This is a genomic window from Nesterenkonia sp. AY15 (genome assembly GCF_022565855.1).
Lineage (GTDB): Bacteria > Actinomycetota > Actinomycetes > Actinomycetales > Micrococcaceae > Nesterenkonia.
In genome coordinates this window covers 188,905-214,801 of sequence record NZ_JAJOYV010000005.1, presented here as the reverse complement: position 1 = coordinate 214,801, position 25,897 = coordinate 188,905, and the positions used below count along the sequence as shown (strand labels likewise).

At 62.8% G+C, this 25,897-nt stretch carries 21 protein-coding genes and 2 pseudogenes; 13 read left to right on the top strand and 10 right to left on the bottom strand.

Features of this window, described 5'->3' with window-relative positions:
- The first annotated feature begins 28 nt into the window (after positions 1-28).
- Positions 29-1,618, top strand: coding sequence for a serine hydrolase domain-containing protein (locus LSI54_RS09655; RefSeq protein ID WP_241478245.1), 1,590 nt, complete (start codon positions 29-31; stop codon positions 1,616-1,618).
- Between the two features lie 131 nt (positions 1,619-1,749).
- Here LSI54_RS09655 and LSI54_RS09650 read toward each other — a convergent pair whose 3' ends face one another.
- Entirely contained in the window at positions 1,750-2,766 is a 1,017-nt protein-coding gene (locus tag LSI54_RS09650; protein WP_241478244.1) for an Acg family FMN-binding oxidoreductase, read from the bottom strand.
- Positions 2,767-3,637: 871 nt separating this feature from the next.
- Here LSI54_RS09650 and LSI54_RS09645 point away from each other — a divergent pair.
- The 4 genes and pseudogenes from LSI54_RS09645 (at position 3,638) to LSI54_RS09630 (ending at position 7,679) form a co-directional block, all read left to right on the top strand.
- Positions 3,638-4,453 carry a CDP-alcohol phosphatidyltransferase family protein gene (locus LSI54_RS09645; RefSeq protein ID WP_241478243.1) on the top strand — a complete coding sequence of 272 codons (816 nt, stop codon included), beginning with the start codon at positions 3,638-3,640 and terminating at the stop codon, positions 4,451-4,453.
- A 9-nt stretch (positions 4,454-4,462) separates the two neighbouring features.
- A pseudogene (locus tag LSI54_RS09640) lies at positions 4,463-4,747 on the top strand (hypothetical protein); the annotation flags it as partial.
- Positions 4,748-5,222: 475 nt separating this feature from the next.
- Entirely contained in the window at positions 5,223-6,860 is a 1,638-nt protein-coding gene (locus LSI54_RS09635; protein WP_241470341.1) for a thiamine pyrophosphate-binding protein, read from the top strand.
- 51 nt (positions 6,861-6,911) lie between these two features.
- Positions 6,912-7,679 carry a cyclase family protein gene (locus LSI54_RS09630; protein WP_241464594.1) on the top strand — a complete coding sequence of 256 codons (768 nt, stop codon included), beginning with the start codon at positions 6,912-6,914 and terminating at the stop codon, positions 7,677-7,679.
- Between the two features lie 508 nt (positions 7,680-8,187).
- On the opposite strand, the gene LSI54_RS09625 is transcribed toward LSI54_RS09630, so the two are convergent.
- Positions 8,188-8,835, bottom strand: coding sequence for a response regulator (locus LSI54_RS09625; protein ID WP_241464595.1), 648 nt, complete (start codon positions 8,833-8,835; stop codon positions 8,188-8,190).
- Positions 8,832-9,977 (bottom strand): sensor histidine kinase, encoded by a 1,146-nt coding sequence (locus tag LSI54_RS09620; RefSeq protein ID WP_241469612.1) that lies wholly within the window; start codon positions 9,975-9,977, stop codon positions 8,832-8,834. Before LSI54_RS09620 ends, LSI54_RS09625 begins: the two co-directional genes overlap by 4 nt.
- Positions 9,978-10,207: 230 nt before the next feature.
- Between LSI54_RS09620 and LSI54_RS09615 the strand changes: the two genes are divergently transcribed.
- Entirely contained in the window at positions 10,208-10,663 is a 456-nt protein-coding gene (locus tag LSI54_RS09615) for a DUF6326 family protein (protein WP_241478242.1), read from the top strand.
- A 394-nt stretch (positions 10,664-11,057) separates the two neighbouring features.
- On the opposite strand, the gene LSI54_RS09610 is transcribed toward LSI54_RS09615, so the two are convergent.
- Positions 11,058-11,357, bottom strand: a complete 300-nt coding sequence (locus tag LSI54_RS09610; RefSeq protein WP_241476205.1) for a hypothetical protein — start codon at positions 11,355-11,357, stop codon at positions 11,058-11,060.
- 711 nt (positions 11,358-12,068) lie between these two features.
- Positions 12,069-13,238, bottom strand: a complete 1,170-nt coding sequence (locus tag LSI54_RS09605) for an MFS transporter (RefSeq protein ID WP_241464599.1) — start codon at positions 13,236-13,238, stop codon at positions 12,069-12,071.
- A gap of 327 nt (positions 13,239-13,565) precedes the next feature.
- Between LSI54_RS09605 and LSI54_RS09600 the strand changes: the two genes are divergently transcribed.
- The 4 genes and pseudogenes from LSI54_RS09600 (at position 13,566) to LSI54_RS09585 (ending at position 16,328) form a co-directional block, all read left to right on the top strand.
- On the top strand, positions 13,566-14,147 hold the full coding sequence (locus LSI54_RS09600; protein ID WP_241478241.1) for a TetR/AcrR family transcriptional regulator: 582 nt from the start codon (positions 13,566-13,568) through the stop codon (positions 14,145-14,147).
- Positions 14,148-14,209: 62 nt separating this feature from the next.
- Positions 14,210-14,440: pseudogene (locus tag LSI54_RS09595) on the top strand (hypothetical protein); the annotation flags it as partial.
- Between the two features lie 130 nt (positions 14,441-14,570).
- Complete coding sequence (locus tag LSI54_RS09590; RefSeq protein ID WP_241469605.1) at positions 14,571-15,236, top strand: SDR family NAD(P)-dependent oxidoreductase; 666 nt, start codon at positions 14,571-14,573, stop codon at positions 15,234-15,236.
- 30 nt (positions 15,237-15,266) lie between these two features.
- Positions 15,267-16,328 carry an NAD(P)-dependent alcohol dehydrogenase gene (locus tag LSI54_RS09585; RefSeq protein WP_241478240.1) on the top strand — a complete coding sequence of 354 codons (1,062 nt, stop codon included), beginning with the start codon at positions 15,267-15,269 and terminating at the stop codon, positions 16,326-16,328.
- A gap of 46 nt (positions 16,329-16,374) precedes the next feature.
- Here LSI54_RS09585 and LSI54_RS09580 read toward each other — a convergent pair whose 3' ends face one another.
- The 5 genes from LSI54_RS09580 to LSI54_RS09560 all read right to left on the bottom strand — a co-directional run bounded on the left by LSI54_RS09580 (position 16,375) and on the right by LSI54_RS09560 (position 21,675).
- Positions 16,375-16,806, bottom strand: coding sequence for a hypothetical protein (locus LSI54_RS09580; RefSeq protein ID WP_241478239.1), 432 nt, complete (start codon positions 16,804-16,806; stop codon positions 16,375-16,377).
- A 313-nt stretch (positions 16,807-17,119) separates the two neighbouring features.
- Complete coding sequence (locus LSI54_RS09575; RefSeq protein WP_241469599.1) at positions 17,120-18,124, bottom strand: LacI family DNA-binding transcriptional regulator; 1,005 nt, start codon at positions 18,122-18,124, stop codon at positions 17,120-17,122.
- A 128-nt stretch (positions 18,125-18,252) separates the two neighbouring features.
- Entirely contained in the window at positions 18,253-19,617 is a 1,365-nt protein-coding gene (accC, locus tag LSI54_RS09570; protein WP_241469597.1) for an acetyl-CoA carboxylase biotin carboxylase subunit, read from the bottom strand.
- Positions 19,607-20,146 (bottom strand): acetyl-CoA carboxylase biotin carboxyl carrier protein, encoded by a 540-nt coding sequence (accB, locus tag LSI54_RS09565; protein WP_241469590.1) that lies wholly within the window; start codon positions 20,144-20,146, stop codon positions 19,607-19,609. The genes accC and accB overlap by 11 nt, the downstream gene beginning before the upstream one ends.
- A gap of 2 nt (positions 20,147-20,148) precedes the next feature.
- Positions 20,149-21,675 carry a pyruvate carboxylase subunit B gene (locus LSI54_RS09560; RefSeq protein WP_241469589.1) on the bottom strand — a complete coding sequence of 509 codons (1,527 nt, stop codon included), beginning with the start codon at positions 21,673-21,675 and terminating at the stop codon, positions 20,149-20,151.
- Between the two features lie 287 nt (positions 21,676-21,962).
- Between LSI54_RS09560 and LSI54_RS09555 the strand changes: the two genes are divergently transcribed.
- From LSI54_RS09555 to LSI54_RS09545, 3 genes are all read left to right on the top strand, one after another.
- Positions 21,963-23,357, top strand: coding sequence for an MFS transporter (locus tag LSI54_RS09555; RefSeq protein ID WP_241478238.1), 1,395 nt, complete (start codon positions 21,963-21,965; stop codon positions 23,355-23,357).
- The gene (locus LSI54_RS09550; RefSeq protein WP_342357811.1) at positions 23,358-24,365 is read left to right on the top strand and encodes an NAD(P)H-quinone oxidoreductase; all 1,008 of its coding nucleotides are present in this window, start codon (positions 23,358-23,360) and stop codon (positions 24,363-24,365) included.
- A gap of 313 nt (positions 24,366-24,678) precedes the next feature.
- Positions 24,679-25,878, top strand: a complete 1,200-nt coding sequence (locus tag LSI54_RS09545) for an MFS transporter (RefSeq protein ID WP_241469587.1) — start codon at positions 24,679-24,681, stop codon at positions 25,876-25,878.
- Positions 25,879-25,897 lie beyond the last annotated feature (19 nt).

Below are 25,897 nucleotides of genomic sequence, written 5' to 3'. Positions count from 1 at the left end.
GGGCACTGTTCGCCGGGGTGGGGAGGTCATGACCGTCCGAGTGTCTCGGTTCTGGCTGAGGGTGCTGACCGCGGTCGCCGCCGCGCTGCTGTTGATGGTGCCAGCGCCGACATCTGTCGCCGTGTCGCAGGGAGGGGTGCGTGACACTGTGGATGAGGCTGCGCGCTCGATCGAGCGCGCCGAGGACGTCCTGGGCGAACAGCTGGAGGAGGTCGGCATCCCCGGAGGTGCTGTGGCGGTTGTCTCTGGTGGACGGGTGCAGGCTCGGGGTGTGGGCGATGCCGGTGCGGGTCGTGCGGCGACTGGGGCCACCCCGTTCGTGATCGGGTCGGCGAGCAAGTCGTTCACCGCGTTGGCGGTTCTGCAGCTGGTCGACTCTGGTGAGGTCGAGCTCGACGCGCCGGTTCGTGAGTATGTGCCAGAGTTCGAGCTGGCGCCGGGGGAGCCCGTCGACGAGATCACGGTGCGTCACTTGCTGCAGCAGACCAGCGGTCTGGACGACCTGACGGGTGGGCCGTTGCTGGCGTCTGCCGCGGACGGGACGCCGGAGGAGGCGGTCGCCGAAGTGTCCGGGGCGGTGCTGGTGTCATCGCCGGGGGAGCGGTGGGCGTACGCCAACGTCAACTTTGTGCTTGCCGGGCTTGTGGTCGAGCGGGTTTCCGGTCTGACCTATGGGGACTACGTCCAACTGCGAATCTTCGACCCGCTGGAGATGACTCACAGCCACGTCGCCTCCGCGCCGGCGGCGGCCGACGGGTTGAGCAGCGGGCACCGATTCTGGTTCGGGCTGCCGGTGGCGACCGACCCCACCCAGCGGCAGGCGACCCTGGCGGCCGGTTATCTCATCTCGTCGGCCGAGGACCTCGGCCGGTACCTTGCGATGTACCTCGCCGGTGGGCTCGCTGCGGACGGCACCCGGATCGTGTCCGCCGAGGCACTGGAGACCATGCTCGCGCCGGCCATGGACGCCCACCTCGGCCCGTGGGCCGACGGGCAGGCCTCGCAGTACGCGATGGGTTGGTTCCGTGGCGGCCCGTGGGGAGACGACGTGGTCTTCCACCCCGGGAACACCCCGGACACTTCGACTCTGCTGCTCTTCTCACCGGCCGAGGACGTCGCGGTCGCGACCGTGGTCAACGCCTCCAACGAGAGCCCCGTGCCCGGGAACCCGTTCATCTCCGACCGTGTGACGCGCAACGTCGCCCACGCCGCCCTGGGCCAGCCTGTCCTGGAGCTGCCGTCCTTTCAGCGCTTCTACCTGTTGTTCGACCTCGCGGTGCTCATTCCCCTCGGTCTCGCCCTGTGGGGGCTGCTGCGAGCCTCCCGGGCCGTGGGCACCTCCATCCGTGAACGACGCCGGGTATGGCGGGGAGTCGGGGTCGCGACCAGGACGGTGACGGCTGCGGCCCTGGTGCTCCTGCTGATGACCCTCGGTTGGGCCAGCGCGTGGACCTGGGCCCCCGACCTCGCCCTCGTGGTTGCTGCCCTGGCGGTCATCCTCTTCCTCACGGCCGTGCTGCGGCTCCTCCCACTCCTCCGACGCCGTGATGACGCGCGCGCAGCGGCCGGACCGGCTTCACGGGATCGACTGCCTGCCCGCCAAGGACCTCGCTCATGACGATGGCGTGCGATCACGCTCCTGGCGGCTAGTTCCAGACGTGGGGCGAAGAGCCGACAAGACTCCGCTACGAGCACGACCCCGCGCGCCAGGCAGGTCGGCGAGATGAGCACGTCCCGGCGTCCAGCGTGTCAGTCGACGATCACCTCTCGAGGTGGACGGCGAAGGCTGTACGGCGCCCTGGAACCGTGTCCGAACCGGACCAGGAGCTGTGGCTCCTCAGTGATGTGAAGGAGGGCCCTGAGTTCGTCGCGCAGCGCAGGCACCTCGATTGGCTGGTTCAGGAACGCCGAGCGGATGTCGAGGAGCTCGGCCTGCAGGGCGAACCGCTCGTAAGCGCGACCGGTCTCGACCCATGCCTCCTTGGTGTCGGTGGAGGCGAGGAATATCGCCACCCCTGCGGAGGACGCCAGCCGGGCGCTGTCAGCCTTGGCTTGCGCGGCCGCGTTGATCAGCACAGGAGCCATGGTCTTGCCGAGCGCCGTGGGCAGCGGTGGTTGCCGGTTCACCCGGCCCGTCAGACCATCACGTTGCCTCAGGGCCGACGCTGGGTTGAACCTGAGCCAGCTGAGCAGCTCTTCGCGGAAGGCCCCGTCAGTCAGTTGCGCAAGGTTTCCCCGCTCGACCAGTTCAGACACGGCGGAGATCTCGGCTGTCTCGGTGAGAATCAGGCAACGCACTTCTCGACCGGTGCCGGCTCCCATAAGGAGGGCGATATGCTCGGGAATGACCGGAGTCCCGTCATACATCCCCCTGTTGCATTGGCGGGTGACCAACGCCCTCGACAGCTCCGTCGCCGTTACACCAGGCACCGCATCTATCGAAACCACCACCGCGTCGGCTACGTCGTCGTAGTTCACCGTCGCGGCATAGCCCTGGAGCGAAGCGGCATGTACCAGGTTTTCTGCGGCACAGCCCAGGCTTCGGTAGAGGTGTGCGTCTGCTGGATCCACCACTGGGCATCGGCGGGTGCGGTCGGGTTGGATCGAGATGAATTGCTCACCGACGCGGAAACGCCATGGTTGAGTGTTATGGCTGGAGGCGGCGAGCGTGGCCAGGCGGACCAGCTCCAGATTGTCACGGTTTCCAACGCGACCAGGTTGCCGCGACATGGCCGCGACGCGATCATAGGTAACGGACTTGAACATCGCGGCCCACCCTTCGCCGTAAACGTGACCGAGCCTGCGGTTCCATCCTGCCTAGACCGGTGGGAGCGTCGCAAGGGCGGACAAGCTGGTCTCAGCCACGAGCTTGTTGACACCGCGCGATGGGCAACCGCCGCGGTCACCGGGCCTGTACCAGCCTGGTCCAGCAGTGCAGCGGCCTTGCTGCAATGAGAGGCAAGGGTTCTCGCAAAGGTTCTCCAGCGGATGAACCAGAGAACCCTGCCACTGCTAGTGCGCAGAACTAGGAGGAGTATGAGGAGCGTCTAGGCATGACCAGGTCAGAATTTCTCGGCATCTGAATCACTCAGGGAGCGTTGGCTCTGGGAGCCCTCATCGCGCAAGTCATCGTGGTTCCACGCATCGCCGCGGGCCTCGCCGAGGAGTACCCGCAGGTGGCACACCTGGAATCCCCTTGTTTGGCTGCCGTGACGGTTGCAATCGTGGGATTCGAGGTTGCACTGCTGGCGGGCTGGATGCTGGTCACGGGAGCCGTGGCGCAAGAACGCTTCGGCGGGTCGAGTGCGGTGGTGGGCGAACGGCATGACGGCGTCGCTGGGCATTGCGTTCCCTTTCCACGACGGTCCACGAACCTGTCTCGTGAGCAGTATGAGCTTCACCGCCATCTGGGGTGTGTAGCGCACCCCGCAAGTCTCCGTCGGGGACCAAACCGTCATGGACCCCATGCAATGGCGATTGCTACGGACCGGAGACCGTATAGGACAGGGATCCGTCGAGACCGTCTTTCGTCCAGCGGGGGCGACATCCAGCGATGCGAACAGACCACCGTTTACCGCTGTGATGATGCGCCAGACCGATGTGGCCGCCGGCAGATTGAGCAGACTAGGGTGAGGCCATGTCTGCACCTCAATCCGGTTCGTGGCAACGCCTGAGGGCGATGTCGGTCCATGCCTATACCGCGCTGGGTGTGGTCCTTGCGCTGCTGATGGTGCACATGTCCTATGCCGGTGAAGTCGAGGTCGTGCTGTGGCTCTTCCTCGCCGCAATGATCATCGACGGCTCTGACGGTTTTCTGGCACGCCGATTCCGCGTCAAGGAGGTGGTGCCGGGCTTCGACGGTGCGCTGCTGGACAACATCATCGACTACATCACCTACGCCTTTGCACCGATGATTCTCCTGTGGAGCGCAGGCTATCTGCCGGGCGGCTGGCTCGGCGGCGTTGTGGCCTCCGTGCCTCTGCTCGCGTCCTGCTATCAGTTCTGCCGCAGCGACGCGAAGACCGACGACCACTTCTTCGTCGGGTTCCCCAGCTACTGGAACATTGCGGCGTTCTACCTCATCGTGCTCGGCGCCAGCACTGCCGCGACCACCACCGCGCTGCTTGTCCTGACAGTGCTCGTCTTCGTTCCGATCAAATACGTCTACCCCTCCAGAACCGAGACCGCGTGGTGGTTGACCATGACGCTCACCATGCTGTGGCTGGGCCTGTACGCGCTGATTCTTGTGCAGTACCCCTCACCGAGCCTGTGGCTGATCGCCTTGTCCGGCGGCTACATGCTCTACTACGTAGCCCTGAGCCTGCGCCTGACGCTGAATCGACGAAATCAGATCGGGGGCGCGGCGGACTCAGCCAGTGCGGCGGACAGCTCCTCAGCTGTGGGTGGCAATGTGGCTGTTCGGCACTGCACGCACTGTGCTGCAGAACTCTGATCAATCGGGGGCGTACCGCGGCACTTGCATGAACTGGTAGACGTAGGCCGGGCGTTCCATCGTCGGGCTGCTGACATCCTGGCCTACTTCGAGAGGCCGGGGACTTCCAACCGGCCCACAGTCATCAACGGCAGGCTCGAGTACCTGCGGGCACGGGCTCTGCGGATCCGGAATCTCGCCCGACGCATCACCACATCGCTGCTGGATACTGAACGATTCAGGCCGTTGCTACACCCTGACCTGAGCTGGGATCGGCCGTCCTGCTGCACGGAGGGTTCTGGAAAGCACATGTAGACCGTCAGCACGCCAGTCACATGGCACACGCTCTGGCCGCCGACGGCTGGAAGGTGATCTCAGCGGAGGACCCGCGCGTACCGGGGCAGCCAGATCAGACGCATGACGCAGTAGAGCATGCACTGAGTGAGCTGATGAACCACCACATTGCGGATGCCCCCAGGTGGCACTGGCTCCGATAACGTCACTTCGTCGAGCCGAAGAACTCCGTCTGGGCGAAGGAGCCGTCCAGAGTTTCTTGGGCGGCCCAGCGTGGTTGAGGCCCGATTTGGACCAGAGCACCCACTGGCCAGTGGTCCAGGACGTGATTCGGCGGGCCGGAACCCCCGATAAGAGAATCCTCGACACCGTGACGTGACCTGACAAGCCTTCGACGCAATACCCAACCTGCCACAGATAGTGCTCGGAAGGCGTCTTGTGCACCGGTAGCCAGCTAAGGTACACCGGTGATTCCAACGTTTTAGGAGAGCAGATGATGACCGTCGCAGAACAGGTCGGCGCCTACCTGGCGCGCCTCGGTGTCGGCCATGCCTTCGGTGTAGTTGGCAGTGGCAATTTCGTCGTCACCAACGCTTTGCGTGACGCGGGGGTTCCGTTCACCGCTTCGAGGCATGAGGGCGGTGCGGCGACGATGGCGGATGCTTATTCACGAATGAGCGGACAGGTCAGCGTCTTGAGCCTCCATCAGGGGTGCGGCCTGACCAATGCCGGCACCGGAATCAGTGAGGCCGCCAAGTCACGCACTCCCATGATCGTGCTAGCAGCTGAGACCGCCGCTGCCCAGGTCCATTCCAATTTCGCAATGGACCAGAGGGACTTCGCCCGCGCTCTGCTCGCAGAACCCGACCGGGTCCATTCAGCAGAATCCGCTCTCACCGACACCCTGCGGGCCTATCGGACAGCCGTGAGGGACCGTCGCACGGTGGTCTTGAACCTGCCCCTGGATGTCCAGGCATCCGAGGCGATCGGAGAGATTCCCCACCTCACCGTTGAGCCACGACCCGAGACCGCGCCTTCCGAGGGGGACCTCGAGAAACTCATCGAGGCGATATCTCACAGCGAGCGGCCGGTATTCGTGGCAGGGCGCGGCGGACGCGGCGCGAAGAGGGACATCGCAGCGCTGGCCCGGGCGACTGGAGCCCTGCTGGCCACCAGTGCCGTGGCGAAAGGGCTGTTCCATGGGGACGACTTCGACCTCGGCATCTCTGGCGGCTTCTCCTCGCCCTTGACCGCAGAGTTGATCAGTGATGCCGACCTGATAGTAGCGTTCGGCTGCGCGCTCAACATGTGGACGATGCGCCATGGGAAGCTCATCGGTCGTGACACCGTGGTTGCTCAGATTGACGTGGAAGACTCCGCACTCGGTGCACAGCGTCCTGTCGACATACCGGTCCTTGGGAGTGCTGCCGGCGTCGCCCAGGCACTGTTGGGAGCGTTCGATGGTCGGGAGAGGACCCGCTACCGCACCACTGAAGTGCGACAACGCATTGCGACTCTCTCGCGTTGGGATCAGACGCCGACCGAGGTCTTGGGCACTCCAGGACAGAGTGTCGATCCGCGCGAGCTCTCCAAGGAGATCAATCGGATTCTTCCTGCTGAGCGCATCGTCAGCATCGACTCCGGCAACTTCATGGGTTACCCAAGCCAATACTTCGACGTCCCCGACGAGTTCGGTTTCTGCTTCACGCAGGCTTTCCAATCGATCGGGCTGGGCTTATACACCGCTATTGGTTCAGCACTGGCGCAACCTCACCGGATGCCAGTTCTGGGAACAGGTGACGGTGGGTTCCTTATGGCCGTCCAGGAATTGGAAACTGCCGTGCGCCTTCAACTGCCACTGGTGGTGGTGGTCTACAACGATGCTGCCTACTCAGCTGAGGTACACCACTTCGGAGAAGACCAGGACCTGACAACGGTGACTTTTCCAGACACAGACATTGCTGCCATTGCGCGAGGATTCGGCGCCACAGGTATCACCGTACGCTCCACAGAAGACCTCGAACCCCTGCGTGAATGGGTTTCGTCTGACCCCAATTGTCCGGTGGTAATCGACGCGAAAATCGCAGACGATGGAGGTTCATGGTGGCTGGCAGAAGCTTTCAAGGGGCACTGAAGCTCCGATACACTCACCGCAGATCAACTCTCGAGAATAAGGTATAGCCAAGTGACTGCAGTCAATGCTCTGATCGCCGGTTTGTTCGACAAATCCGTCAGCATCGTCGATCTCACAAATCCGCTGTCCGCCTCAACTCCTACCTTGAAGCTGCCTGAACCCTTCGTCAACCTGATCGACTTCAGCTTGGACAAGGTCGCTGAGTACGACGCACAGGGGCCGTTCTGGAAACACCACAACATTCACACTGGTGAACACGTCGGCACCCATATCGATGCCCCGGTTCACTGGGTGTCAGGACGAGGAGGTCACGATGTATCCTCTATCCCGCCTGAACGGTTGATCGGCCCTGCCGCGGTGCTGGACGTCAGGGCGCAGGTCGAAGATGACCCGGACTTCCTGCTCCAGATCAACGATATTCGTGTCTGGGAGACCGAGAATGGGCCGTTGCCACATAACGGTTGGCTGCTCCTGCGCACCGGGTGGGACCGATTCTCTCAAGATCAGGAGTCGTTCCTCAACGCCGACGACACCGGCTCACACACTCCTGGGATCTCGGCAGAGGCGGCCCTTTGGATCGCAGAGGAGACTTCGCTCTCCGGCATCGGAGTAGAAACGGTCGGAATCGATGCCGGTCGCGGTGCGGAACTGGACCCGCCATTTCCTGTCCACTATCACTTGCTGGGCAATGACAAGTATGGAATCACCTCGCTGCAGAACTTGGACAAACTTCCAACCGTAGGAGCGATGCTGGTGGTAGCTCCTTTGCCCATCGTGGACGGCACAGCGAGCCCGTCACGGGTCTACGCGCTCATCTGATCACCGTCTAGTGGTTCAAGGTCGGCGCGACTAGCCGAATGCGCAGGTGTGGCCAGACGACGTCTACAAAGGACCGTCCAGGCGAGGATCTCGCCGCGCCACCGACAGTGCTCCCGAAGTCAATGAGGCTCACTTCAAGGGCAACAGGGACGCCCCGTTCGACGAGGCACACCGGGCTTGGTGCACCGAGCTGGTATCAAGCATTCCGCGCAAGTCGGACGGTTCCTACTGCACGCGCCAGGCTGCCGCCGTCCACCCGTCCTTCCCCATGGTGGCAGTCCCAAGATTCTGAATTCTGAAGTTCAGGAGAACACCTATGGGCATCCCGCTGCGGAGATCATCTGCACGTTGGAGGGCCTCGGTGCCGCGGTCTACCGCACTGATCTCCACGGCACCGTGGTCTTCACCTTGGATGAAGACGGTTTGGAGGCGACCGCTGTTCCTTGATTCGAGCGACATCGGATGGGCTTGGGAAGCATTCGGATCTGCGCCGGGAACCTTCGCGGCGTCAGATTCGGCCGGTCTCGTGGGCCCACATGGCGACCTCGACGCGGTTTCGGGCGCCGATTTTTCGCATGAGGCTGGCGAGGTGGGCTTTGACGGTGCTTGGGGTGATGTAAAGCTCGCTGGCGATCTCGTTGTTGGTGTGACCTTGGGCTACAGGCACGAGGACCTCCTCCTCGCGGGCGGTGAGCGGTTCTATCGGCTGCCTCGGTGGTGAGGTCTGTGCGTGCGCGAATGCTGCGAGCAGTCGGACGGTCACGCTGGGAGCGATCAGTGCGTCTCCGTCGGCGGCGGCGTGGATGGCCTGGGTCAGCAGGGCGGGTCCGGCGTCCTTGAGCAGGAACCCGCGGGCGCCGGCTTTGAGCGCCCCGTGGACATACTCGTCGAGGTCGAAGGTGGTGATGACCACGATCGGCAGGGGGTCGGTGACGTCGGGGCCGGCGAGGCGTCGAGTGGCTTCGATGCCGTCCATCAGCGGCATGCGGATGTCGAACAGGCCGACGTCGGGGCGCAGCTGGAGGGCCAGGCGGACTGCCTCGCGCCCGTCGGCGGCCGCGCCGACCACTTCGATGTCGGGTTGGGCGTCGAGCAGCATCGTCAGCCCGGTGCGCACGATCGGCTGGTCGTCGGCGATGAGGACCCTGATGCTCATCGTGGCGTCCCGGTTCGGGGCAGGACCACTTCTACCCGCCAGCCCCGCTCGGCGGCGGGGCCTGCGTGGAAGGTGCCGCCGAGCAGTGAAGCGCGTTCCCGCATGCCCACCAGGCCGAAGCCCGCTGGGGCGCGGCCGCCCGCGGCGGAGCCGTCGTCGTCGATGGTCAGCCGTACCTGGTCGGCGTCGCCTGTGATGGCGACGGTGACCTGGGTCGCGTGGCGCGCGTGCCGTCGTGCGTTGGTGATGGACTCCTGGGCCAGGCGGTAGATCGCGGCCCCGACGGCCGGGCTGAGGTCATCGAACTCGCCGGAGAGCGTCACCTTGACGCAGGGACGAGTCTGGCCATCGGTGGCGAGCTGCTCGACCTCGGCCACGCCGGGCTGCGGCGCGAACTCGGTGTCCTGTGAGGCGCGGAGCACGCCGACGATGGCGCGCAACTCGGTGAGGGTGCGGGTCGCTGCGTCTTCGATGGTAGCCAGGGCCTCGATGGCACGCTCGGGGTGGGAGGCCGCGTTGGCACGTCCTGCTTGGGCCTGGATGGTGATGCCCGAGACGTGGTGGGCGACGGTGTCGTGGAGCTCACGAGCGAGCTGTTCGCGTTCGCGGGACTTGGCTTGGTCGATGTCGCGGATGTGGATCTTCGTGCGATAGCGGATCGCGGCGCCGAGCGCGGCGGCGAACAGGAAGAACGCATACCCTGCGACCGTCTCCGCCAGGCTCATGGGGTCGGCGACGTAGGTGATGGCCAGCCAGAGCAGGATGACGCCGAGGCCGCGCGCGGCTTCCCGGCCGGAGCCCCACCGGAACAGGGCGTAGGCCAGGATCAGCACCGCCGACATGCTGTTCAGCAGGCCACCTTGAGACCCGGTGAGGATTCTGACGATGTCGACGATCGTCAACGTGCCGAAGGAGATTGCAACCGCGACGAGCGGGTGCGTGCGTCGCCACAGCAGGGGGCCGAGGACCGCGAGCACCGCGAGCAGCAGCAGCGGGAGCGGCGCCAGGTCCTGGCGAAGCACGACTTCCAACAGGGACCAGCAGATCAGTACAGCGACCAAGGCCCAGTCCCGCGGCCCTCGGTCCGGGGCATTCGCGGGTCGAGGTTCGGCCCAAAGCGAGCGAAGTGCGTTGGTGGCCATCTGATCAGCCTAGGCAGCCCGAGTGCTCGGTGCATCCGCCGAAAGTACAGGAGCTCGGCTGTACCAACGGCCAGGTCGAATCAGGCTCCGGGGCTGATGTGCCCGCCGCCGGCATCCGTGAAGGTGGAAACACCCACCCAATCTAACCAAGGAGCATCGTGATGAGAACGCCTCAATCCCACATCCCACGAGAGAATCCGCCGTCCCGGAGCAGGTTGGAAGATCTGCGCATGCCCGTGCAGGCCAAACTCGCAGCAGCATGGACGAGCTTCATGTTCCTCTACATCTACGTCGACTACCTCGCCCTGTACAAGCCCGGCGTCGTCGATGACATCCTGGCCGGCATCGTCTACGAGTTCGACATCGGCCCAACCTTTGTCGCAATTTCGCTCACGCTCATGGCGATCCCGATCCTCATGATCCTGGTTTCGACGACACTGCCTGCCCGTCTCAGCCGCACCATCAACCTCGTCGTGGCAGCGCTCTACATCCCCGTCTCGATAGTCAACGCGGCAGGGGAGTCCTGGACCTACTTCTACTTCTACGGCCTCTCCATCGGACTCGAGGTGCTGCTCCTGGTCTTCATCCTGCGTTCCGCCTGGACCTGGCCCCGCCACACCGCATCACCGGCGACCCTGGCCGCCAGCCTCGACAGCCAGCCGCTCCGCACACCCCGGCAGGCATGACTGCCCGCCCCGCGCACGAGCTCACTAGGCGCTGCGGCGAGACCGCCGCCGTGCACTCCTTCACCTTCACGATCGCGCCCGGGACCGGCCGACGTCGGGCACCGTCACTCACTACATCAAGGCCTCACGGGTCAGCGAGTTCATTGAGATGACCGGCCTGGCCGGGGTAGCGACGACGCACGTCGGAGGGTTCTCCCTCGGCCCTCCAAGCCCAGCACGGGGATGCCCACGCAGATAGTCAGACGGCTGCCGAAGGGAATCCATGCTGGAGACCATCCCCCCGGTGATTTTCTGGGCGGTCCTGCCCCGGGCTGGGGTCGCAGCCATGCGCTCAGGTCGCGGCAGGCTAGGTCCAGGTCCCTTTCGGTCACTGCGCAATCCAGTGAAGGAGCGGTCAGGCGCCCCCGAGCCCATTGAGCAGGAACCAGAAGGTGAGTAGGCCGACCATGCCCGCGAGCAAGCCCCATCCGGCACCGATGAGCGCCCGTACAGCAGTGAAGGCGCCGGTCGGCGCCAGGGCTGGCAGGGCAAGGCCACACGCCGCACCGATAACTGCCATGAGACTCGCCTGCACTGGGAGAATCCAGTTCTCAGTCCCCGGACCGTCCAGGAACGATGCCGTCACCGGGAGACTCAAGGCCCCCGCGCCGAGCAGAATGACGACACCGATGACGCGTTGGAAGGTCTTGGACATGACGTGCCTCCGAATGAAGAAGGAACTCACGAGCGTCACGCCGTTGACGCCTAGGTGGCGCCAACACTACCGTGCCGGAAGCGGCATCTCAGTGCATCACGCCCGGCCTCGGCCATTCCAGCACTCGCCGCGGTCTTTCTTGATCGAGGACAGCGACCCTTCCGTGGAAAGGTCCCAGGAGAGTCCTGACTGGTTCTCAAGGTGAGGCGGTGAGGGCGCGGCCGCTGACCCCGAGCTCTCTGGCGAGCAGCTGGACACGCCGGTCGACGTCGTCTCGGACCAGGCGCATGCGCGCCAGCCTGGTGGGAACGTGGATGGGCCCGAACGCTGCGGGTGACCTATGACCTCACGGGCGACGCTGCCTGCGCTTTCCTGGGCCCCGAGCTGGAAGTGGGCGGTGTGGCTCGAACCGTTCCCGTGGACGGCGATGACGACCCGTGAACGGTGAACCTCGATGCAGTCAGGGTTGGTCCGATCATCGGCATAGAAATGCCTGATACGAGCAAGAGGCTGCCCATCGAGCTGCTCGGGGACCTGACCTGGTGCGGCATGACCGCGAGTTTCAAGGCTGCCCGGTCCATGCGACGAGGTGCTTGACCTGACCCGCCGTGATGGGTGGCCAGGGGGTAGGTAGTCGGGTTTCAGCACGTCGGTTTCGGGGCTCATCACAACGCATGGTGTGTACCTCGACGACGAGCAGGGCTCGCATCTTCACGACCTGGTGTCGCCGACCGCTGGCCCTCGGGAGGACCCGTGCAGAATCAGCGCCACGCCGCTGAGCAGTGACACGGCCGCGGTGAGGACGAGCAGGGCACCCAGGCCCAGGCCGGGGATCACCGCACCAGCCACAGCCGGTGCTGCGACAGAGCTGAGGGCTCCTACGACCAGGCAGGCCGTGAACGCCGCGCCGGCGCGCTCGGGCACCAGCTCGGCGGTCCAAACTGCGAGCACCGCCGATCCTGTCATGTACCCCACGCCGAAGATGCACGCCGAGACCGCCGTTGCGATCAGGGAGTCGCTGGCCAACCCCAGCAACGCCAGCGCCACACCGACCGTTGCCAGGCACAACGCGGCGACCCGCACGCTGCCGATCCGCCGCGCGAAGGTCCCGGTGGCCACGCCCACCATGCCGCAGAAGCCGATGGCGGCGTAGAGCGCCGGGACGGCTGCCGCCGGAAGGGTGCCGTGCTCGAGGACGTCGGAGGCGTAGGTGAAGTAAATGACGATGACCGCGAAGTAGACCACGGAGTAGGCGCCCGGGACGCGCAGCGCCCGGACCAGCGAGGAGGCACCGCCGCGTGCGACCGGGCGCGAATCCGGCCTGGTTTTCGGCACCAGGCTGAGGTTCACGAGTGCGGCGGCCACCGCAGCCAGAGCGATGCCGACCCAGACCAGGCGCCAGGAGCCCAGCAGTGCCAGGGCGGCGAGCCCGCCCAGCAGTACGAGTCCGCCGCTGGTGCCGGTCGTGATGATCGCCAGCGCTCTGGGTTGCTGCCGCAAGGGCACCGAACGGGTCACGATGTCGGAGTAGGGCGCCCAGACCCAACCGCCGGCACTGCCAGCCAGGACGACACCGACGGCGAGCAGCCAAGGCGACGGCGCGAGTGTCACGATCACCGCCCCCAGAACGCCGCAGACCCCGCCCACGGTCGTCGGGGCACGCGACCCGTGCCGCGCGGCGAGCCGTCCCGCGAGCAGCAGGCCCGCCAGGTAGCCCGCGAAGGTTGCGCTGGCGATGAGGCCGAGCACCAGCTCGGAGAGCCCCAGGTCCTCCCGGATGCTGGGCAGCGTCAGGCCGTAGGCGTAGCGGGCCATGCCGAAGGCGACCCCGACCACCGCCGCACCGGCCAGACCGATCCGGCCACCCGCGGAGAGCGTCATGAATTACTCCTTATCCTGTGACATGCACAGGCGTCGTTGCCGGCCTCAGCGGGATCGGCATCAAGATGCGCTCAGCCCGACTGCCAATCGGTGGGCTGCGGCGCGAGAACTGACGGAGCCGCTTGTACCCTCGGCCCGAGCGTGGGGCCACATCGATGGCCCATCAGAGCCCGGGGCTGCAGCGCACGAGTCCGGCGGTGGTCGCGATCAGCTGCCATGTCGCGGAGCACCTGAGTTCGCATCGCACCTCTCCCCGAGAACCACTAGAACGGTCGTAATGTTACACCACAACGCCCGTTCTGAACCGGTGGTCCCTACACTGGTGTGATGACCACGGCCCAGCGAATCCCTGCGCGCACCCGGTTGCTGGAGGCGGCCGATCGCGTGCTGTTCGAGCGCGGCATCCGGGACACGCCTGTCGATGAGCTGCTGCGTCAAGCGGAGGTCTCGGCGGCCACCTTGTACACGCACTTCGGAAGTAAGGATGCCTTGGTTGCCGAGGCGCTGAGGGTTCGACTGGCGGACTGGCGGGCGGTCTGGGACCAGTACATCGTTGCGGCCGACAATGACCTGGATCGGTTGCTCGCGGTCTTCGACGCCCTCGCCTCCTACCGGGGTGACCGGCGTCATCCGTCACGGTGGTGCGCCTTCCTGGCCGCGGCCAGCGAGCTCCCCGAGGCCGCGGAGGAGATCAGCGACGTGCTGGCCGGGGACACCGCCCTGCTCGCCGACCGTCTCTCGCACCTGTCTCGTCCGCTTGCCGGGGGACATGCCCAGGACCTGGCCGATGAAGTGCTCCTGGCCTACAGCGGGGCCCTGGCCGGATTCCTCCGCGGCTCCCCCCGGTCACCGATTGATGTCGGCCGCCGTCTGGCCCACGCAGCAGCTCGAGCCCACAGCCGCGACTGAGGCTCTCAGCTGCGGCCTGCGGCACCGGGCAGTCCCGGGAGACAGGACGGCCGTCCACGGAGGTGAACCAGCTCATCACAGGTGAGGATGCAGTCGGGAGCCGCGCGTCGGACGAGCTCTGCCTGGAGGCCGTTGGGCAGCGTATCGAACCTGACCGTGCGGTACTGGCCTGCCGGATCGTGGATCCGGATCAGTGGTGCCGTCGCTGCGGAAGTGAGGGTACACCCCGGAAGACGGTGGTGCGGCGGTTGGCGCACGAGCCACTGGGCTGGCGTCCCATGAGGTTGGAGATCGGCTCTTAGAGTCTTTCTGAAAGCATCCGGAGTCTATTTCGGTCCGCAACTATAGCGGTCCATCACCTCGCACGAGTAGGGTTTGCAAGCGGCGCTCATCGGGCAATTACACCCTCCCGAAAGAAGAGTCATGAGCAGCGGGATGATGGTCGGCAAGACCGCGCTGGTCACAGGGGCAACGGCTGGAATCGTCAAGGCGACCGCAGTGGGTCGGGCCAGAATGGGTGCGCATCTCGCGATCACCGGACGGGACCACGGGCGCACCGAGAGTCCGGCGTGCGAGATCCGGGTGGCAGGTAGGGAAACGGTCGATACCTTGCTCGCGGATCTGTCTTCGCAGCGAGAAGTGCGGTGCTTGGCTGAGGAAGTACTCCAGAGCCCTTCTCGGAATGGTGTGCTGATCAACAATGTCGGCGGTTATCGGGACACTCGGGATGTCACCGTTGACGGGTTCGCGCACACCACAGGGCCTATCGGCTTCAACGGCCTGCAGTGCGAACGGTCCTACTCCGGATCGCGGGCCTACAGTCAATCCAAGCTCGCCGAGTTCCTGTTCACCTATGAGTCGGCCAGGAAGCTGCAAGGCACGTTGGTCACTGCCAACGCACTGCATCCCGGCGTGGCGAGCACGTCCGCCACATCGATCTATGTGGCTTCGGTTCCCGATCTTGAGCCGGTCACGAGCCGCTTCTTCGCCCACCGAAAACCCAAGAGATCATCACAGCCCAGCTACGACGAAGCCACCGCCGATCAGCTAGGGAGGGTGAGTGCCAATTTGGTCGGATTGCCACAGTGATTGCCCCAGTATCAGCGTTAGGAAAACATCATGTCATCTCAAAAAGACCACGCCACGACGGGCGGCGCACCACACGGTTCGCACAGGGAAGAGGTCTTGATGCAAGCCATCGTGCAGAACGGGTACGGCTCCACCAACGTCTTCAACCTCGCGAAGATCCCCCGCCCCAAGATCGCCGAGAATGAAGTGCTTGTGCGCGTCCGCGCAGCGGGCCTCGACCGCGGAACCTGGCACATGATGGCTGGCCGACCTTATCTGATGCGGGTCATCGGCTTCGGCTTCCGCAGACCGAAGAACCCGGTGCCGGGAATCGACGTCGCCGGAACGGTCGCCGAAGTCGGTTCCGCTGTAACCAAGTTCGCCGTCGGTGAGCCGGTGTACGGGATGTCCCGAGGCTCCTTCGCCGAGTACGCTCCGGTTTTAGAGGCCAAGTTGGCCGACAAACCGGCGAACCTCACCTTCGAGCAGGCCGCGGTCGTCCCCATCTCGGCCGGTACCGCCCTCCAGGCGCTGTGTGACTCAGGCCATGTGGAGCAGGGGCAGAAGGTGCTGGTACTCGGTGCCTCCGGCGGTGTCGGCAGTTTTGCCGTGCAATTGGCCAAGGCACTGGGCGCGGAGGTGACAGGCGTCTGCAGCCCCGGAAAGCAGGACTTCGTGCGATCCCTCGGCGCGGACCACGTCATCGACTACACCCGGGACGACTTCGCGGACGGTTCACACCGCTACGACCTGATCCTCGACATCGGAGGCAATCCCACTCTCGCCCGATTGCGGCGCGCACTGGCTCCTACGGGGACAGCCGTCGTCGTCGGCGGTGAGGAAGGCGGTGACTGGACCGGTGGGTTGGGGAGAAGTCTGCGGGCGCCGCTGCTGTCCCGGTTCGTGAGCCAGCGACTCACGATGCTCGCCTCCAAGGAACGCGGAAGCGACCTGGAACGGCTTTCCGGACACTTCCAGAGTGGGACGGTCACGCCGAGTCTGGACCGGACCTTTTCACTGGCGGAGGTTCCAGAGGCGATACGGTACCTTGCAGCCGGAGACGTGCGCGGCAAGGTCGCGATTACCGTTTCCACCGAAGAAGGACGCTCATGATCACTTCCGGCACAGAACAGAAGCGAGCGATATCGGCAGCTACGAATCATGATCGGGTCTCTCGCACAGCTGGGGCAGGTGCAGTTGCGCGCCGCAGGACCTCGACCTCGTGTTCCAGAAGCGGGGTTCGTTTGCGGGCTTCGCCCAGCTCGGCTGCTTCGCCGCCGGTCTGACCGGGCTTGGCGCCGGACTGAGTCTCGGCCCGGTTCAACCATGTCTGCATCGTCATGGGATGAACGCCGAAGTCTTTGGCGATCCGATCGACCGTGACTCGGGTCTCACTCTTGCTGGCCAGGCGGACAGCGTCGTCGAGCAGGTCAGCAGGAAACGGCCCCGGCACGCTGACACTCTTCCAGGCCGCCCGCAGGCAAGCCAGATCAAGATGGCACCTATCGGTGCGGCAGACCCACCCGATCTTGGGGTGTTCAGAACGCATGCTGCGACACAGGTCGATCCGGGTACCGTCGGGCGAGTACATGTCCTGCCCATTTCGGGCTCGATCGTCAAGAACGAAGCATTGCGTTCAAGGGCTGTTGATCTCGAGTCCTCGCCAGCTTCTGAGGTTGCCAGTTTCGCTCATAATCCGCCTTCGTCGGGACTTAGCAGTCAAACGCATTGACGGAGACCGATCTACCCGCGGTGCTCTCGGTGCTAGACGTGTCGGGACTCCTGGCACGACGCGCAATCATCTTAGGTTACCGATTTTTGGACGACCGATTAGGTGATTGGCCTCTCAGTGACGCCGGCATATGTAATCAATTTCCTTGACTTCTCCGGGCGAAAGGGAGCGCTCACCTTGCCATGTTTCCTGTGGAACCCCTCACGACGAGCTCGGTCGCGAAGCGTTTCTCGGCCACCGCAGCGTTGGGGTCCTCGATGCGGGCGAGGAGAATCTCTAGCGACAGTCTTGCCATGTCATCGATGGGTTGGCGGACTGTCGTGAGGTCGAGCACTCTCCATGCAGACATCGGGATGTCGTCGTAGCCCGTGACCCAGAGATCTTCGGGCACACGCATCCCACGTTCCATCGCGGCGTCGATCACGCCGAAAGCGATGATGTCCGTGGTGCAGAAGATCGCTTGGGGTGGATCATTCGCGAGCAACACTCTTCCGGCGTCGAGACCCGCTTGATGGGTGAACGCCGTCTCTGGGATATGGGTAGGAGGGATGTGGATCCCCGCATCGTGAAATACGTCCAGGAACCCTTTGCGCCGCTCGCGTCCGGTGCTGACCCATGGGCCACCGCCCACAACGGCGACACGAGTGCGGTCGTGGGCGAGGAAGTAGGTCGCGACGGCGGCGCCACCGCCGACGTTGTCGCCAGTCACCTGATCACTCGTGATGTTCTCAAGGCTGCGGTTGACAAGCACGACGGGTAAGCCAAGCTCAAGGGCTGTGGGCAACGCCTGTGAATCACGCGTTGCGGTCGTGAAGATCAGCCCGTCGATGAGCTTCGAACGGATCGCCTCAATCGCGGCCTGCTCGCTGTTCTCACCGTCGGATACCCAAAAATTGATGCGGAGATCAGCTCGGGCTATCTCCCTGGCCAGCGCATACATCATCACGGGGTACCAGGGGTTCGTGAACTCGCCGACGATGACCCCGATCACACCCGACCGCTGGGTGCGCATGGCACGCGCCTGTGCGTTGGGGACATATCCGTACTTCGCCATGGCTTCCTCGACACGGCGGCGGTTCTTTTCGCTGACTCGCGCCGAGCCCTGCACCACGCGTGAGACGGTCGCCTGGGACACTCCCGCGGCTTGCGCGATTTCCCTGCCCGTAAGCATCGACATTCCTCCTCCGCGCCGCAGCGTGCGTCACCGTATTCACCTTCTCACGTACGGCGCGAAGAAGAACATCTGGGATCAAGCGGGTTGCCGGAGGGTCGATCGGATACTCGGTCGCCCTCCGGCAGCGTCGCCTAGGCGGCTTCCCCCTCAAGGAACTTAGCGACGAACGCGGTGTTGAAGTCACCGCTGCGAAAGACCTCGCTGTTCAGGATGTCTCTCTGGAATCCAGCGGTGGTAGTCACGCCTTCGATCTGCATCTCATCGAGAGCGCGCAATGCCCGAGAGATCGCCTCATCTCGGTCATTGCCCCAGATGATCAGTTTGCCTACCATCGAATCGTAGAACGGGGGAATCACGTATCCGGCCTCGATATGGGTGTCGAGACGAACGCCGAATCCACCGGGGGCACGGAAAGATTCGATGCGGCCAGGCTTCGGCGCGAAACCTTGAGCGGGATCCTCGGCGTTGATGCGGCACTCGATCGCGTGACCGCGGATGATGATGTCGTCCTGGGTGAGGGGCAACGGATTACCCGCTGCGATCTCAAGCTGGAGCTTGATCAGGTCAATGCCGGTGACCATCTCGGAGACCGGGTGCTCGACCTGGATGCGCGTATTCATCTCGATGAAGTAGTACCTTCGCTCGAGGTTGTCGAACACGAACTCCACTGTTCCGGCGTTGCGATACCCGACTTCCTGACACAGAGCGACAGCGGCCTCCGCCAGACTCGCTCTCAGCTCACTGTCGAGGACGGGGGAGGGCGACTCCTCCACGAGCTTCTGGTTGCGGCGCTGGGCGGTGCAGTCACGTTCACCGAGGTGCACAGTCGACTCACCGTCGGACACGACCTGGATCTCAATGTGACGAATGTCAGTGAGATACCGCTCAAGGTAAACGGACGGGTCGCCGAAAGCCGTCTCCGCCTCTGACATGATCTCGGCGAGATCGCGTTCAAGCGTCTCTCCCGATTCGACAACGCGCATACCTCTGCCTCCACCGCCAGCGGAGGCCTTGATAAGCAGGGGGTATCCGACCTCGCTGGCCACAGCAACCGCCTCAGCGTGCTGAGCGATCGCGCCGTCGGATCCAGGGACCGTGGGAACACCCGCACGGCGCGCGATCTTCTTGGCCTGGATCTTGTCACCCATATTCCGAATGACGCTTGAGGCGGGGCCTACGAAGCCGACCCCTTCGGTCTCGCACATCTCCGCGAAATCTGCATTCTCGGCCAGGAATCCGTAGCCGGGATGGATCGCGTCGACTTTGAAGGCGAGTGCGGCGCTGATGATCGCGCGCGGATCCTGGTAGCTCTTGGAGGCGTTCGCCGGACCGATGCATACCGCTCGGTCGGCTAGCTTCACGGGCAGAGAGCCTCTGTCTGCCTCGGAATAGGCCAGAACACTGGTGATCCCCAGTTCTTTGCAGGCACGGACGATGCGAAGCGCGATCTCCCCGCGGTTGGCGATCAGGACGCTGTTGAGCTGCTTAGCTGTCACGTTTGATCACCATCAGCGGCTGACCGAACTCCACTGCCTCATTGTTCTCCACGAGGATCTCGGTCACGACACCGTCGACCTTGGCCTCCACGTTGTTCATAAGCTTCATGACTTCGAGGATGCACAGGACGGAGTCGGCTGAGACCCGGTCACCCACATTCACGAAAGCGGGGGCACCGGGGTTCGGTGCGGAGTAGAACGTACCCACCATAGGCGCCGCGATGGTGACTTCGTCCTCTGCGGCCGCAGCTGGTGCACCGGCCGCCAAGGATGCCGCACCGTTCGCCGGCACCGAGGCGGGAGTCGGAGCTGTCGCTTCTGGAGGCTGCGCAGCGGTTGTGGGGGACTGTTCGGGCGTTGGGGACGGCGCTGGGGCCGCGGCGGGGACTCCGGAAGGGGCGTGCCCATTGCGAGATACGAAGAGCTCGACGTCGCCGTACTTGATGGAGAGCTCACGCACGTCGGGGGTGGTGTTCACCCAGTCGACCAGGGACTTGAGCTCGCGAATGTCAGGCTGGTTCAGCGCCATGATTAGTTCTCTCCCTTAAGGATGTTGATCTGGAGGTCCCCGGCGGTCAGTGAGTTGATGCCGGGTTGGCCGTTTTCGTGGAGCGACTTCACGATTCCGAGCAAAGGCGCCGGGATTTCGTCGGGGTTGCCGCCTGCTGCCACCGTCTTCTTCATCTCATCGACTTGACCACCTGCAAACATCGCACGCAGCAGGTGAAACTCGATGGATTCGTCGGGGTATTGCGTGGCGATCTTGTCGAGCATGGGCTCCGGCTCGGATGGATCGAGGGGGATATCAGATGCCCCATTGTCGATGATCTTCTGACGCAGTTCAGGATCAATGTCGGCGAGAAGGTCACCGTAGTATCCGAGTGCGTACTTTTTGATCTCATTGGGCACCATTTTGTACCGTTCACCTGTTGAGACGTTCATGGCTGCCTGAGTGCCGACGAACTGGGCGAACGGAGTGATCATGATCGGGTATGCAAGCTCGGCTCGTACACGCGCGATCTCGAGTAGCAGCTCTTCGTAGCGATCTCCGAGACCCGCGGTTGCGAGCTGAGATCGGAAGTTCGATAGCATCCCTCCCGGAGTCTGGTGCATGAAGTGCATCCCGTTGTACTCCACCGGCTCGCCAAGGGGCTTGTCCTCTGTGTCAGCGATCAACCGGATCCGGTCACTGATCTGGTCAATTTTCTCGTCGTCGAGATTGACCGTGTAACCCAGCGCCCGCAGATCGCGAATGACGTTCTGGACGGAGGGCTGAGCATTTCCAGCTGCCAGGGGGGCAACTGACAGGTGCAGCGAGTCGGCTCCGGCCTCTGCAGACTCGAGACAGACTAGTGGAGCGAGGCCTGTAAGCGAATGTGTGTGGACTTCGAGCGGACGATCGCCGATGACTGCCTTGAGCGCCGGAACGAGGGTGCGAATGCGTTCAGGAGTGAGCAGACCACCCGCGTCCTTGAGCATGATCCGGTCGACGTCCGCTTTCTCGATGAGCTCCTGCGCTTTGGACACGAAGAGCTCGTCGGTGTGGACGGGGCTCTCGCTGAACGAAACCGCACCGAAAGTCTCAGCTCCGAGTTCTTTTGCTCGGCGCAGCCCGGGCGCGATGTTGTCGATGTCATTGAGTCCGTCAAAAGAGCCAATCACGCGGAAACCGTTGGCATATAGGCGCTCAATCCAGGCCATGATGACGTCATCAGGGAGGAAGTCGAAAGCTGCGATGTTGCGTGAGCGTATGAGCGCCCGGAACTTAGTGTTCGGAGCGAGCTCATGAGCCCTTCGCACGCGCTCCCACGGGTCTTCCTTGAGGTATCGCACCGCCACGTCGAACTGGATCGGCGCTACAAGATCGACGTGCTCATAACCAACTGTGTCGAACTCGGGTGCCAGCTGTTCGATGTGGTCGGTTCGCATCCGGGTGGCCCAGAGGCTCTGGTGGCCGTCACGCAAAGTGGTGTCGATGATCTTGATCTCGCGACGGCTATTGGCGGGCCGCCCACCGCGACTCATCACGGAGGCAATGGTTTCCGTATCGTTCGTCAATTCTGACCTCGCTTATTGGCGCCACCTGCGTCGCCATCGATTGTGCAAACGTATTCACGTCCTATGAAATCGTACTCACGCCGCCCCGTCAAGCGCTCCATGTGATATTTGACACATCCGCTGTGTGGCGTGAGACTGGCACAACGCTCGGCAGGCTTGACGCGAGGAGCACCTCCTCAGGGCTGCGAGATCTTTGATTAGAATCTCTGGTTAATTCTCTTCCTGGGCAGTCGTAGGCTATATGTCGTCGATGAACCCGGACCGTTTCTTACTGAAAGAAGCAGACTATGGTTAATGTTCAAAATGATCTAAAGGATGATCCTGTGCCCTCGGGGGCACGTGCGGATGAGCAATTGGATCCCAAGGCAAAGAAAGCTGCCCACGGGGCGTTTTCCGGCTTCTTTATCGACATGTACGACATCTACCTTCCTGTTGTCGCACTCGGTCCGGCGATGGTCTATTTCCTCTCGCCGACTATGCCCGCAAGCCAGGTCGTGATCGTCACGTCTCTGATCTTCGTGTCGACCCTGCTTGGGCGTCCGCTCGGAGCCCTCATCGGCGGGAGGTTTGCCGACCAGATTGGCCGCAAGAAGGTTAATCTCATCGCGGTCTCCGGTTATGGCCTCATGAGTTTCGCAATGGCAGCGATGCCTGGATACGAGACCTGGGGAATTGCAGCCGTGATCGTGTTTATCGTGCTGCGCCTGGTCGACGGCGTGTTCGTGGGAGGCTCCTATTCTGCGGCTAGCCCGCTTGCCATGGAGCGTCTTCCCAGGAAGAAGCGTGGTGTTTGGGGTGCCTACATCATGCTAGGTTTCCCAGCTGCCTTTGTAGCCATTTCGGCGCTGACTTTGATCATGCTTCAGATTGCCCCTGCTGATGGGCTGGGTTCGCCATATGTCCAGTGGGGCTGGCGAGTTCCATTCATCATCGGCGGGCTCATGGCTATCGCTTATGTCTGGTGGTACGCGGTCAGCGTCGAGGAGTCGGAGGTCTTCAAGAAGACTGGTGGAACTAAGTCGCCACTGAAGACGCTGTTCGGGAGCAAGCGGAGCCTCAAGGCCTTCGCTCAGGTCTTCGTCCTGATGAGCGGGTTCTGGATGAGCTTGAATACAGTGACGGCCATGCTTCCAGGAGCCTTGCAGAACTCCGTAGGGTTGACCTCTACAGAGGTCACGATCCTCCTATGCATCACCTTCCTGTTCCTCGGAGTCGGGTACATGGTCGCTGGGAAGATCAGTCAGCATGTGGGACGTCGTCCATTCCTGATCTTCTCCGGACTTGGTGCTGCAATTCCTGGTACTGCGCTGTACTACTGGTTGCTCACATCCCCACCCAGCACCTTCCTGGGGACTGTTCTCCTCGCAGGTGTCATGATCTGGGTCATCGTGTGGTTCTGGGGTCTCGCGACCACTTACATCAATGAGAGATTCCAGACCGGCGTTCGCGCGTCTGGGTTTGGCCTCGGATACAGCCTGGCCGTCATCCCTCCGTCGTTCTATGCCTTCTACCAAGTCGGCCTTGAAAACTTCATGCCGCTGGAGCTGACCGTGCTGCCGCTCCTGGTCATCGGTGGGCTGCTGGTTGCGCTCGGAGCCTTCCTCGGACCAGAGACGAAGAACGTTGATTTCGCGACGGACATGGACTTTGATCCCGAGACGGAAGGAACGGCGGTTGTCTAAATGGAACAAATGAGAGCGGTAGTTATCGACCCGCACATGGGTGGGGTCCCGGACGCACTCGTCCCGATGAGTGTTCCGCGCCCAACCCTGGGAAAGGGCGAAGTGATGCTCCAAGTTGTGACTGCCGGTGTGAACCGCGCGGATGTCATGCAACGCCACGGAGTTTACCCACCACCGCCGGGTGCCAGCGAGATACCAGGACTCGAGGTCAGTGGTCGAGTGACTGCTCTTGGAACCGAGACCGAAGGTTCAGGTCTTCACGTCGGCGATGAAGTGTGCGCACTGTTGTCCGGTGGCGGCTATGCCGAGTACGTCGCGGTTCCCGCGAGTCAGGTCCTTCCTGTGCCTGCGAGCGTGTCCTTGTCAGACGCCGCCGCGCTGCCGGAGGTGGCTTGCACAGTATGGAGCAACCTCGTGATGGAAGCAGGACTGCGTGAGGGGGAGACCCTCTTGGTTCACGGCGGTTCGAGTGGCATTGGCACCATGGCAATTCAGGTGGCGGCTTCTCTGGGAGCCCATGTAGTGGTCACTGCCGGTTCAGACGAAAAGCTGAAGGCATGCTCAGAGCTCGGCGCTGAGGTCTTGATCAACTATCGAGAAGAGGATTTCGTCGAGAGGACGCTGTCAGCGACAGGTGGTCGCGGTGCAGATGTGATTCTCGATGTAGTCGGCGCTGATTATCTCGGACGGAATGTGCAGGCCCTTGCCCCGGACGGGCGATTGGTCGTCATTGGTCTGCTCGGTGGTCGTGTGGGAGAAGTCGATCTAGGAGCGTTGCTCGCCAAGCGGGGACGAATCCTTGCGACATCGTTGCGGAGCCGGTCGATTGAAGCCAAGGCGGAGATAGTGAGTCAAACCAAGAACCACCTTTGGCCGCTCTTTGGGCCAAATGGGAAACACTCGATGCGATCGATTATTCAGTCTCGCTATCCCTTGGAGGGAGCTGCTAGCGCGCACCGAGAGATGGAGGCCAGTAATCACATCGGAAAGATCTTGTTGGATGTGTGAAGTTGTGTCGGTACTCGAGGTTGCGCGCCGACGACTGTAACCGTCTTGACGTCCAAAGGACGAGGCCTACAGGTGGGCCCCCAAAGTATCAGGTTTTGGGGGCCCACCTGGTCGTCTGTAAAACAGAGCTGAGTTCTTAAAATCTATTCTCGTATCACCAGAAAAAGTCTCTTAACGACGAATAACATCTTAAATAGATGTAATGATGCCGATTAGCTGTAGGTGGCCTATGTGCGTGTTAGAAACGAACTGAGATGGTAATCCACCCCTCGATCTTGGGATTCCAGACGTCAGACGCCTGGATAGAGCTTCCGTGCGACCCGATTCGCTGAAACCATGGCTTCCACCCGCGCTCAGCTTGTTCTTGATTGGTTGGGGGGCAAATCAGTTCGCATCGATGCTGTCCTTTTACCAAAGTAGCTACGGTATCTCCCGACTGTCAGTCACTCTGATGCTCAGCATATACATTGTAGGGCTTTTGCCTGCCTTGTTGCTGGGGGGATCATGGTCCGACAGATCAGGCAGAAAATGGATAACTCTTGCGGCTTTAATTCTAGCTATGCTCGGGAGTGTTGCCATGATTATCGGAGCTTGGTTGCCACCCTGGATCTTCCTCGGTCGCTTGCTATCTGGTGTGGCAACCGGGATCGCCATGGCTGCGACTACGAGCTGGATCAAAGAACTGTCGCTACCGCCGTGGGATCCTGCGGCCAGTGTCAGTTCCGGTGCCCGACGTGCCTCGCTTTTTATCACAGGAGGGTTCTGCATAGGGCCCGTGGTGAGCGGCATTCTCGCCACCTACGCTCCTGCGTCGGCAGTGTTCCCATATGCCACCCATATCGTGTTGTGTACTCCGCTAGTTTTTATGCTGCTCTGGTCACCAGAGACTCGTTCAGCAGCTTCAGGTTTCCGTACAGCAACTGACGCGGTGGACCAGCTTTGGGAGTACGCGGCAGCGCCAACAAGATTCCGGACGGTGATCATCCCGGCTGCCCCTTGGGTCTTTGGATCCGGCACGATCGGCTTTGCCGTCGTCCCTCAGCTGATGGCATCCTCCAGCAATCCGGTGCTGCACTCAACGATCACGGTAGGCGTGACAATGGGGTCCGGTGTGGCAGTACAGTCGCTCGGCAGAAAGCTAGACACACCCAAGTCAGCGAAGGCGATCATAACTGCCCTGTGTCTGAGCCTCATCGGACTTGTACTCGCTCTAGCGACACTGTTGAGTCAGAGTCTGTGGATTGGTCTTCTCGCTAGCAGTCTTCTTGGCGCGGGATACGGACTGATGCTTGTCGCCGGGACGCTCGAAATGCAACGACTGGCATCGCCGCAACACTTAGGGGGTGCCATGGGGAAGTTTTATGCTCTTGCATATTCGGGTTTCCTTGTTCCGAGCATAGTATCCGTCGCGGCGCTGTTCTTTAGTGACAAATCGATTCTGCTGGCCATTGCCATACTTGCATGTGTGACAATAACTGCCATCGCCATCAACTCCTCGCGAAATGTGCGGTGATGCCTTTGCTGGGAGTGCT